This window comes from Pantoea sp. RCC30.1, from assembly GCF_058148845.1.
This window is the reverse complement of record NZ_JBXUHX010000011.1, coordinates 30,082-41,916: the sequence shown is the minus strand read 5'-3', so window position 1 is coordinate 41,916 and position 11,835 is coordinate 30,082. Positions and strand designations below refer to the sequence as shown.

General features: G+C 58.9%; 6 protein-coding genes. 4 read left to right on the top strand and 2 right to left on the bottom strand.

Annotated elements, in window-relative coordinates:
* Positions 1-69: 69 nt before the first annotated feature.
* Complete coding sequence (yegD, locus tag AC2LB6_RS11635) at positions 70-1,422, top strand: molecular chaperone (protein ID WP_490093618.1); 1,353 nt, start codon at positions 70-72, stop codon at positions 1,420-1,422.
* Positions 1,423-1,645: 223 nt separating this feature from the next.
* Here yegD and AC2LB6_RS11630 read toward each other — a convergent pair whose 3' ends face one another.
* Positions 1,646-2,986: a carbohydrate porin gene (locus tag AC2LB6_RS11630; RefSeq protein ID WP_490093617.1), complete on the bottom strand. Its 1,341-nt coding sequence runs from the start codon at positions 2,984-2,986 to the stop codon at positions 1,646-1,648.
* Positions 2,987-3,195: 209 nt separating this feature from the next.
* Positions 3,196-4,155 carry an aldo/keto reductase gene (locus AC2LB6_RS11625; RefSeq protein WP_490093616.1) on the bottom strand — a complete coding sequence of 320 codons (960 nt, stop codon included), beginning with the start codon at positions 4,153-4,155 and terminating at the stop codon, positions 3,196-3,198.
* Between the two features lie 239 nt (positions 4,156-4,394).
* Here AC2LB6_RS11625 and AC2LB6_RS11620 point away from each other — a divergent pair, with 239 nt between their 5' ends.
* The 3 genes from AC2LB6_RS11620 to mdtC are packed head-to-tail and all read left to right on the top strand — an operon-like array spanning position 4,395 to position 11,826.
* A complete protein-coding gene (locus tag AC2LB6_RS11620) occupies positions 4,395-5,633 on the top strand; it encodes an MdtA/MuxA family multidrug efflux RND transporter periplasmic adaptor subunit (protein ID WP_490093615.1) in 1,239 nt (412 codons plus the stop codon).
* The gene (locus AC2LB6_RS11615) at positions 5,633-8,755 is read left to right on the top strand and encodes an MdtB/MuxB family multidrug efflux RND transporter permease subunit (RefSeq protein ID WP_490093614.1); all 3,123 of its coding nucleotides are present in this window, start codon (positions 5,633-5,635) and stop codon (positions 8,753-8,755) included. Before AC2LB6_RS11620 ends, AC2LB6_RS11615 begins: the two co-directional genes overlap by 1 nt.
* Positions 8,752-11,826, top strand: a complete 3,075-nt coding sequence (gene mdtC, locus AC2LB6_RS11610; protein ID WP_490093613.1) for a multidrug efflux RND transporter permease subunit MdtC — start codon at positions 8,752-8,754, stop codon at positions 11,824-11,826. Before AC2LB6_RS11615 ends, mdtC begins: the two co-directional genes overlap by 4 nt.
* The last annotated feature ends 9 nt before the right edge of the window (positions 11,827-11,835 follow it).

The window sequence follows — 11,835 nt, the reverse complement described above, 5'->3', positions numbered from 1 at the left end:
CGCTGCCCGCTTGCTACACTGCTGAAGCTGCGCTAAAGTCGCCCCCTTTTTTCCGGCATGGGGGCGAAAATGTTCATAGGATTCGATTACGGCACGGCTAACTGTTCTATTGCAGTCAGCGAAAATGGCACGCCACGTCTGTTAACGCTGGAAAATGATCAGCGCCTGCTGCCGTCGATGATCTGTGCGCCGACCCGCGAGTCGATCAGCGAATGGCTCTATCGTCATCATCAGGTGGCAACACCGGACAGCGAAACCACGGCGCTGTTGCAGCGTGCGCTGCGTTACAACCGCGAAGAAGATATCAACGTCCAGCCTGATAGCGTGCAGTTTGGCCTTACCGCGCTGCAGCACTATATGGTCGATCCCGAAGATGTCTGGTTCGTTAAATCCCCCAAATCGTTCCTCGGTGCCACTGGCCTGAAGCCACAACAGATTGCTCTGTTTGAAGATCTGGTCTGCGCCATGATGCTGCACATCCGCAAGCAGGGTGAAAGCCAGCTTGATCACACTATCGATCAGGCCGTGATCGGCCGTCCGGTGAACTTCCAGGGTTTAGGCAGTGATGAGTCTAACCAGCAGGCTGAAGGCATTCTGCTGCGCGCCGCCCATCGCGCCGGTTTCCGTGACGTGGAGTTTCAGTTTGAGCCGGTAGCCGCCGGACTCGATTTCGAAGCGACTCTGAAGCAGGAGACGACGGTTCTGGTGGTGGACATCGGCGGGGGTACGACCGACTGCTCGATGTTGCTGATGGGACCAAAGTGGCGTGATAAGGCGGACCGCCGTGAGAGCCTGCTAGGCCACAGCGGTTGCCGCGTGGGCGGTAATGACCTGGATATCATGCTGACGTTTAAAACCCTGATGCCGTTACTCGGTTTGGGCGGTAACACCCTGAAAGGCACCGCCCTGCCTGCCCTGCCGTGGTGGAACGCCATCGCCATCAATGATGTTCCGGCACAAAGCGACTTCTACAGCCCGGCCTGTGGCAAGTGGCTGCGTGATTTAGTACGGGATGCTGAACAGGGTGATGTGGTGGCTCGCCTGCTGAAAGTGTGGCAGCAGAAGCTGAGTTATCGCCTGGTGCGCGCCGCGGAAGAGAGCAAGATTGCGCTGTCAGCCAGTCCGGCGCATACCGCCTCCCTCGACTTTATTGCCGCGGCATTAGAGACAGAGATTGGTGTGGATCAGTTGCAGGATGCCATCAGTCAGCCGCTGGAGAAAATTCTGGAGCAGGTGCAGCTGGCATTGGCCACCAGCCAGATCAAACCTGATGTCATCTACCTGACCGGCGGCAGTGCGCGTTCTCCGTTGCTGCGTGCGGCACTGCAGCAGACGCTGCCGGATACGCCGATTGCCGGCGGCGATGATTTCGCCTCCGTCACCGCAGGGCTGGCCCGCTGGGCGGAAGTGATGTTCCGCTAGGCTGGCACTGTAATACCAAAAACGACACCTGAGGGTGCCGTTTTTGTTTGCGGATAACAGAGAGCTGGCTCAGGGAGCATACGCCTTTCGCAAAGACGCAAAACCCGCCATCCATGGCGGGCTCAGCGCGGGCCATCCATGGCCCGCTATGCTTTGCTACTGGCGTATACTCCCATCGCTTTACGTCTGAGAGTTGTCTGTTTAGGTGCTGTTTTTTTGAGAATCAGAAGGCAATATTGGCGCTGATACCACCGATAAACGCATCTTTCACTTCACTGACTGCGCCCGGCGCCACCACATACTGCAGGTTAGGTCGCAGTGACATCCAGTTCGTCACTTTGGCGTTGTAGTAAACCTCATAGTTGTACTCTGAACCTTCCTGAATCGGCAGATAGGTCGGGCTGTCAAAGCGGCTCTCACCATTAGCCTGATTCTGCTGACGCAGTGAGCGGGTGTAGTCACTGTTCACATGAATACGCGATGCGCCCACGCCAATCTCATCCTGAGGACGGGCATCAAACGGTCCAGTCCAGGTAAAGGCGATAGACTGATAGTTGTCGGTCTTCGAGGTCTTGTGATCGTTCATCACCGCCTGAACACGCACGCCCAGACCGCGATTCACATCGCCATCCTGCGCGGTCAGCTGTTGCTGTAACAGCAAATAACCGCCATAGGAATGCGCCTGATCCTGATAGCCGCCGTTACGCCAGCTGCCATAGACATCACCATCCACCGACGAATAGTAATAACCGATGCGGTAATTACCCGGTAATTTCTCCGGCCCGAAGGTGGGTTTCCAGCCCAGTTCGACGGGCACCAGATTCCCCTCTGAATTGCTGGTATCCAGACGGAAGCCATCACCGCGATCATAGTTAGCGCGGTTCTGATTATAGAAACCGACCTGGAAGAAGACGTCCGGGGTAATATTAAATTTAACCCGGCCGCCCCACTGCGATACCGGCCAGTTGAACCAGCGATCGCCGCGCCAGTTGCCCGCCTGGCCGCTGCCCAGCGCCAGGTTCTGGAACAGATTGCCGTCGAAGTTATCGAAATCTTCACCCACCGTCACGCGTCCGGCTTTCAGATCGACCACATCGTTGAACAGCCCTTTGCGTAACCAGAACTGCGTCAGACGCCAGGTCTGGCCGCGTCCGTAAACTTCCTGCACCGAGGAGAGCATCCCGGTGCGTTGATCCGCGACCTGTTCAGAAAGGTTCTGTCCGTTACGACTGGTCACGGTCATCTGGAACTCGGCATCCTGCCAGTCCAGCAGCTTTTGCAAATCGAAATTGGTGCCAAACGCCCACTGATCGCTGTAGCGCATGGTGGTGTTGGTATTAGCGCCGCCGCCTAAATTTGCGGCACTCTCCATGGTGTAGTTAACGTCAAACTTAATGCCGTCGTCCTGTAACTGCGTTCGGTAGCCGCCCCAGTCACCAAACATCCATTCGGAGTCCGGACTCAGGGCGTCAGCGGCCAGGGCCTGTGAGGAAAACATGGCCACGATCAGGGTGCCGGTTGCCACACTGGCAGCGGAAAAGGCGTGTGCTTTTCTGTTTTTCATCTTGCTTATTCTTATGTGAGTTACGGAAAGTGACGCGCAGAGGATAGTGCCGGATAGTCTCTGTTTTTTATAAAAATGTGCGCACTATTACCCGTAACATCAGTTTATTAATGCAAGTGTGATCGGGATCTCTGAATGGTTATTCTCTGGGCGGGATGCGCATTTTTTAACAGGCGCAGAGTCAAAAGGGGCGCTAGCGCCCCCTGACATTAACGGCTTGCCTGGTCCAGCTGCTCAATCTGCGCCGGGGTCAGCGTCAGTTGCATTGCGCCAGCCAGATCGTCGAGCTGTTTAAGCGACGTGGCGCTGACAATCGGGGCGGTGATGCCGGGACGGGCAATCAGCCAGGCCAGCGCCACCTGAGTCGGCGTCACCTGATGCGCTTCGCTGATAACATCCAGCGCATCAAGAATCCGCAAACCGCGCGGGTTAAGGTACTTCTCCACCACGCCCTGACCGCGCGCGCTTTTACCGGCATCCGCTGCATCACGATATTTTCCGCTGAGAAAACCGCTGGCGAGAGAGTAGTAGTTGATAACGCCTAATCCGTGCGCCATCACCACCGGTTCCAGCTCAGACTCATAAGGCTGGCGGTCATAAAGATTATATTGCGGTTGCAGGGTTTCGTAATGCGCCAGGCCCTGCGCTTCACTGACCTGTAACGCTTCCTTCAGACGCGCTGCGCTGTAATTCGAGGCACCAATAGCGCGCACTTTGCCTTCACGGATCAGGCTGTCAAACGCGCTCAGGGTTTCCGCCAGCGGCGTATCCTGATCGTCGCGGTGTGCCTGATAGAGATCGATATAGTCAGTCTGTAACCGGCGCAGCGAATCTTCGACGGCCTGACGGATATATTGCGGCTTCAGCCCGGTCTTCTCCGGCGACATTTCCATGCCGACTTTGGTTGCCAGTACGATCTGGTCACGTTTGCCGCTTTTTTTCAGCCACTCTCCAATAATGGTTTCCGATTCACCGCCTTTATTGCCCGGTGCCCAGCGGGAATAGACGTCGGCGGTATCGATGAACCACAGCCCACGTTCCACCAGCGCATCCAGCAGAGAAAAAGAGGTGGATTGATCCACCGTCCAGCCAAACACATTGCCGCCAAACGTCAGTAACGGCACCGTAATACCACTGTCACCCAACTGCCTTGTTTGATTCTGACTCATTATCTGCTCCTGATTTGCCTGACAAACTGCCTGTCTCTCAGCATAGCAAAGTGTTTTCACGGCTTTATGACGATTGTGCTGCGATTAATGTAAGAACAGGCATAATTACCCGGTCCTGACAGATATCCTTATTTCCTTCAAATTTTGCCTGTCAGAGGCGACTACACTCTGTCGTTTGCAGGCTACCCATTTGATGCCTGCGCCTGGGACTACGTCACTGCTGGAGAGCATCAACAATCATGAGCACCCGACATCCTGTTATGAAGAAAACCCTAATTGTGCTGGCCCTGATCGCTGTGGCCGCGGGCGGCTACTATGCCTGGCAGCGCAATGCCCAGCCGCAGAGCAGCAGCCAGTCTGATTCGCCCGCGCCACGAGGCGGCAAAGGCGGCGGTAATGGTGCTCATCGGCCACTCGCACCGGTTCAGGCGGCGACAGCCACCAGCCAGAGCGTGCCGCAATATCTCAGCGGACTGGGTACGGTAACGGCCGCGAACACGGCTACGGTGCGGAGCCGGGTAAATGGCGATTTGCTGGCAATTCACTTCACTGAAGGCCAGCAGGTCAATGCAGGCGATCTGCTGGCAGAAGTCGATCCACGCCCTTATCAGGTGGCGTTAACCCAGGCGCAGGGCCAGCTGGCGAAAGATCAGGCGACGCTGGCCAACGCCCGTCGTGACCTGGCGCGCTTTGAGAAGCTGGCAAAAACGTCGCTGGTGTCGCAGCAGGAACTGGATACCCAGCGCTCACTGGTAAGTGAAACGCTCGGCACCCTGAAAGCGGATGAAGGCGGCGTCGCCAGTGCGCAGCTCAATCTGACTTACAGCCGCATCACTGCCCCGATTGCCGGTCGTGTCGGCCTGAAACAGGTGGATGTCGGCAACTACGTCACCAGTGGCGACACCACCGGTATCGTGGTGATCACCCAGACGCACCCGATTGATGTGCTCTTTACCCTGGCGGAGAACAGTATCAGTTCCATTCTCAAGGCGCAGAAAAGCGGCCAGCCGCTGCTGGTGGAGGCCTGGGATCGCAGCAATCAGAACCTGATCGCCAGTGGCAAACTGCTGAGCCTCGATAACCAGATTGATGTCACCACCGGCACCATCAAAATTAAAGCGCGGTTTGATAATCAGGACGACACGCTGTTCCCCAATCAGTTTGTGAATGTGCGGCTCAAGGTCAACACCCTGCAGGATGCGGTTGTGATCCCGCCTGCCGCGCTGCAGATGGGTAACGAAGGCCACTTTGTCTGGGTGGTGAACAGTGACAACAAGGTCAGCAAGAAAAGCGTGGTTGCCGGCTTGCAGGATAGTGAGAAAGTGGTGGTCAGCGCCGGTCTTGAGGCGGGTGAACGCGTGGTGACCGATGGTCTGGATCGCCTGACCGAAGGGGCGAAAGTCGAGGTCGTCGCGCCGCAGAGCAACGCACCGCGCGCCACCCGCGCCGCCCTGCCGTCAAAAGGAGAGCGTGAGTAATGCAGGTCATGCCTCCCGATCACAGTGGCGGGCCGTCACGCCAGTTTATTCTGCGCCCGGTCGCCACCACGTTGTTGATGATTGCGATTCTGCTGGCCGGGGTGCTGGGCTACCGCTTCCTGCCGGTCTCGGCGCTGCCGGAAGTCGACTATCCGACCATTCAGGTGGTTACGCTCTATCCGGGTGCCAGCCCGGATGTGGTCACCTCCTCCATCACCGCCCCGCTTGAGCGTCAGTTTGGTCAGATGTCAGGCCTGAAACAGATGGCGTCGCAAAGCTCCGGCGGAGCCTCGGTGGTGACGCTACAGTTCCAGTTGACGCTGCCGCTGGACGTCGCCGAACAGGAAGTTCAGGCGGCTATTAACTCCGCCACTAACCTGCTGCCTAACGACCTGCCTAATCCGCCGGTCTACAGCAAAGTAAACCCTGCCGATCCGCCGATCATGACGCTGGCTGTTACTACGCGCAGTATGCCCCTGACGCAGGTTCAGGACATGGTGGAAACGCGGGTCGCCCAGAAAATTTCGCAGGTCAGCGGCGTCGGACTGGTCACACTGTCAGGCGGTCAGCGCCCGGCAGTGCGGGTAAAAATGAATGCGCAGGCGCTGGCGGCGCTGGGTCTGACCAGCGAAACGGTGCGGACTGCCATCAGCAATGCCAACGTCAACTCGGCCAAAGGCAGCCTGGATGGCCCGACCCGCTCCATCACCCTGTCAGCCAATGACCAGATGAAATCCGCGGAAGATTATCGCCAGCTGATTATCAGCTACAAAAACGGCGCACCGGTGCGTCTTGGTGACGTGGCGACCATCGAACAGGGTGCCGAAAACAGTTGGCTCGGCGCCTGGGCTAACCGCGATGCGGCGATTGTGCTCAACGTTCAGCGTCAACCTGGTGCCAATATCATCGCTACGGCAGATAACATCCGTGCCATGTTGCCCGCTCTGACCGCTGCTCTGCCGAAGTCGGTAGAAGTTAAACTGCTCACCGATCGCACCACTAATATTCGCGCATCGGTCAACGACACGCAGTTTGAGCTGATACTGGCGATGGCGCTGGTGGTGATGATTATCTATCTGTTCCTGCGCAACGTGCCCGCCACGCTGATCCCGGCGGTGGCGGTGCCCCTGTCGTTGATCGGCACTTTTGCGGCGATGTACTTCCTTGGCTTTTCCATTAATAACCTGACGCTGATGGCGCTGACCATCGCCACCGGCTTTGTGGTCGATGATGCCATCGTGGTGATTGAGAACATCTCACGCTATATCGAGAAAGGGGAAAAGCCTCTCACCGCCGCGCTGAAAGGTGCCGGCGAGATCGGCTTTACCATCATCTCCCTCACCTTCTCACTGATTGCAGTGCTGATCCCGCTGCTGTTTATGGGCGACGTGATTGGCCGCCTGTTCCGCGAATTTGCTGTGACGCTGGCGGTGGCGATTCTGATTTCCGCGGTGGTGTCGCTGACTCTGACACCGATGATGTGCGCCAGAATGCTGAGCGCGGAGTCGCTGCGCAAACAGAACCGCTTTTCCCGGGCCAGCGAGGCGATGTTTGATCGTATCGTGGCCGCCTATGGCCGCGGCCTGAAACGGGTGCTGAATCATCCCTGGCTGACGCTGTCGGTCGCGCTTGGCACCCTGGTGCTGACGCTGCTGCTGTGGATGATAATCCCGAAAGGCTTTTTCCCGCAGCAGGACAACAGCATTATCCAGGGTACGCTGCAGGCACCGCAGTCGGTCTCCTACGCCAGCATGGCGCAGCGCACCCGCGATGTTGCCTCCATCATCATGAAAGATCCGGCGGTGGAGAGCATGACCTCGTTTGTCGGCGTGGATGGCACCAATGCTTCGCTAAACAGTGCGCGGCTGCAGATCAACCTCAAGCCGCTGGATCAGCGTGACGACCGCATTCCGGCCATTCAGCAGCGCCTTCAACAGCAGGTCAGCCAGTTGCCGGGCGTGCAGCTGTGGCTGCAGGCGGTGCAGGATCTCACCATTGATACTCAGGCGAGCCGCATGCCCTACCAGTTCACGCTCCAATCGGGTTCACTGTCGTCGCTCAGCACCTGGGTTCCAGCGTTGCTGACCCGACTCAGCACCCTGCCACAGCTGCGCGATGTCAGCAGTGACTGGCAGGACCAGGGACTGGAAGCCTATGTCAACGTTGACCGCGACAGCGCCAGCCGCCTCGGCATCAGCATGGCTGACGTCGATAACGCGCTTTACAACGCGTTTGGTCAGCGGCTCATCTCCACCATCTACACCCAGGCGAATCAGTATCGTGTGGTGCTGGAGCAGGACAATAGCGCCACACCGGGGCTGGCGAGTCTGGATGCGATTCGCCTTAACAGCAGCGATGGCGGCAGTGTGCCGCTGAGCGCCATCGCCCGCATTGAACAGCGTCACACGCCGCTGAGCATTAATCATCTCGACCAGTTCCCGTCGGCGACCTTCTCCTTTAACGTGGCTGACGGCTATTCGCTGGAAGATGCGGTGAAGGCGGTGTCGCAGGCGGAAGCGCAGCTTGGCATGCCCGCTGAGCTGATGACCCAGTTCCAGGGCAGCACGCTGGCGTTTGAGGCGGCGCTGAGCAGCACCGTCTGGCTGATTGTGGCGGCCATTGTGGCGATGTACATCGTGCTGGGCGTGCTCTATGAGAGCTTTATCCACCCGATCACCATTCTCTCGACGCTGCCCACGGCGGGTGTCGGCGCGCTGCTGGCGCTGATGCTCAGCGGCAATGAGCTGGATATCGTGGCGATTATCGGCATCATCCTGCTGATCGGCATCGTGAAAAAGAACGCCATCATGATGATCGACTTTGCGCTGGCGGCTGAGCGCGAACAGGGCATGAAGCCTGTTGATGCCATCTATCAGGCCTGCCTGCTGCGCTTCCGGCCGATTCTGATGACCACGCTGGCGGCCCTGCTCGGGGCACTGCCGCTGATGCTCAGCTCCGGCGTCGGTGCCGAACTGCGTCATCCGCTGGGGATTGCGATGGTCGGCGGCCTGATTCTGAGCCAGGTGCTGACGCTGTTCACCACACCGGTAATCTACCTGCTGTTTGACCGCCTGTCGCACGCCACCCGTCGCCGCTTTGGCCGCACGGAGGCCGCAGAGTGAAGTTCTTTGCCCTGTTCATCCATCGGCCCGTCGCCACCACCCTGCTGACGCTGGCCATCGCCCTGGCCGGGATACTGGGTTTTCGCCTGCTGCCGGTGGCGCCGCTGCCGCAGGTCGATTTCCCGGTGATCGTTATTTCGGCGTCACTGCCGGGTGCTTCACCTGAGATCATGGCGTCGTCGGTAGCCACGCCGCTGGAACGCTCGCTGGGACGCATCGCGGGTGTCAGTGAAATGACCTCCACCAGTTCGCTGGGCAGCACCCGCATCATTCTGGTGTTTGATTTTGACCGCGACATCAACGGCGCAGCGCGCGATGTGCAGGCCGCGATTAATGCGGCGCAAAGCCTGCTGCCGACCGGCATGCCGTCGCGTCCGACCTATCGCAAAGTAAACCCTTCCGATGCGCCGATTATGATCATGACGCTGACCTCGGATACCTACAATCCCGGTCAGCTCTACGACTACGCCTCGACCCAGCTGGCGCAGAAGTTGTCACAGATTGAGGGTGTGGGCGACGTCACCGTGGGCGGCAGCTCACTGCCAGCGGTGCGCGTGGCGCTGAATCCCCAGGCGCTGTTTAATCAGGGCGTCTCGCTGGATGCGGTGCGCACCGCCATCTCCAACGCCAATCAGCGACGGCCACAGGGTGCGCTGGATGATCCGCAACAGCGCTGGCAGTTACGCACCAATGACGCGCTGCAGACCGCCCATGAATATCAGCCGCTGGTGGTGCACTACAACAACGGCGCGGCGGTCAGGCTGTCGGACGTGGCGACCGTCGAGGACTCGGTTCAGGACGTGCGCAACGCCGGGATGTCGCGCGGTAAACCCGCGGTGCTGCTGCTGATCCGTAAAACCCCTGAAGCTAACGTCATCGACACGGTGGACCGCATACGCGCCGAAATGCCGCTGCTGCATGAGGTAATCCCCGCCGCCATTGATCTCGAGATTGCTCAGGATCGCTCGCCCACTATTCGCGCCTCGCTGCATGAAGTGGAGCAGTCGCTGATCATCGCCGTGGCGCTGGTGATTCTGGTGGTGTTTGTGTTCCTGCGCTCAGGCCGCGCCACGCTGATCCCCGCCGTAGCCGTGCCGGTTTCGCTGATCGGCACCTTCGCCGCGATGTACCTGTGCGGCTTCAGCCTGAATAACCTGTCGCTGATGGCACTGACCATCGCCACTGGCTTTGTGGTGGATGATGCGATTGTGGTGCTGGAGAATATTGCCCGCCACGTGGAAGCCGGCATGAAACCGCTGGCCGCCGCGCTGAAAGGGGTGCGGGAAGTCGGCTTTACCGTGCTGTCGATGAGCCTGTCGCTGATTGCGGTGTTCCTGCCGCTGCTGATGATTGGCGGGCTGATTGGCCGCTTCTTCTCTGAATTTTCCATTACGCTGTCGGTGTCGATTCTTATCTCGCTGTTTATCTCGGTCACCCTGACGCCGGTAATGTGCGCTTATCTGCTGAAGCCACACGCGCCGCGCAGCCAGCCGCGTCAGCGCGGCGTGGGTCGGCTGCTGATGGCGATCCAGCAGGGCTATGGCCGGTCGCTGAGCGTGGTGCTGAACCATGCGCGCTGGGTGCTACTGCTCTTTTTCGCTACCATCGCCCTGACCGGCTGGCTGTTTGTTCATATCCCGAAAACCTTTATGCCGGAGCAGGACACCGGGCGACTCTCCGGCTTTATCTCTGCCGACCAGAGCATTTCGTTTCAGGCGATGCGCAGCAAGCTGCAGGATTTCATGGAGATTGTCGGGGCCGATCCGGCAGTAGAAAGCGTGGTGGGCTTTACCGGCGGGATGCGGACCAACAGCGGCTCGATGTTTATCTCGCTGAAGCCGCTGTCGGAGCGCAAAGAGAGTGCCCTTGAGATAATCGCCCGGCTGCGCACTAAACTGGCAAAAGAGCCGGGTGCCAGTCTCTATCTGAATGCGGTGCAGGATCTGCGCGCAGGCGGGCGGGAATCGAACGCCGCTTATCAATATTCACTGCTGTCGGACGATCTCAGCGCGCTGCGGACGTGGGAGCCGAAAATCCGCGAGGCGTTCGCCGCCCTGCCGCAGCTGGCCGATGTGAACTCCGATCAGCAGGATAAAGGCAGCGAGATGGCGCTGACCTATGACCGGGAAAGCATGGCGCGGCTTGGCATCGACGTCTCTCAGGCCAATGCCCTGCTGAATAACGCCTTTGGTCAGCGGCAGATCTCCACCATCTACCAGCCGCTTAACCAGTACAAAGTGGTGATGGAGGTCGATCCACGCTATACCCAGGATATCAGCGCCCTGTCGCAGATGTTCGTGATAAACAGCGAAGGTAAAGCGATTCCGCTGTCGTGGTTCGCCCAGTGGCAGCCCGCTAATGCGCCGCTGTCGGTGAACCACCAGGGGCTGTCGGCGGCCTCGACCATCTCATTCAACCTGCCGGAAGGGGTGTCGCTGTCGCAGGCGTCGGAGGCCATTGAACGCACCATGACCGCGATTGGCGTGCCCTCCAGCGTGCGCGGCAGCTTTGCCGGTACGGCGCAGGTGTTTGAGCAGTCGCAAAGCAACCAGCTCTGGCTGATGCTGGCGGCGATTGCGGCAGTCTATATTGTGCTGGGGATACTCTATGAGAGCTATGTGCATCCGCTGACGATTCTCTCTACCCTCCCCTCGGCGGGTGTCGGTGCGCTGCTGGCGCTGGAACTGTTCGATACGCCCTTCAGCCTGATCGCACTGATCGGTATTCTGCTGCTGATCGGTATTGTGAAAAAGAACGCCATCATGATGGTCGATTTTGCACTGGAGGCCGAGCGCAACGGCCAGCTCAGCGCGCGGGAGGCGATTTTCCAGGCATGCCTGTTGCGCTTCCGGCCGATTATGATGACCACGCTGGCGGCGCTGTTTGGCGCGCTGCCGCTGGTGCTGAGCAGCGGCGACGGTGCCGAACTGCGACAGCCGCTGGGGATTACCATCGCGGGTGGTCTGGTGATGAGCCAGCTGCTGACGCTCTACACCACGCCGGTGGTCTATTTAATGATGGATAAACTGCGGCGCAAAAAACGCCCGCTGGCCGCCGCGCAGCAGCCGTAATGGGTGCGA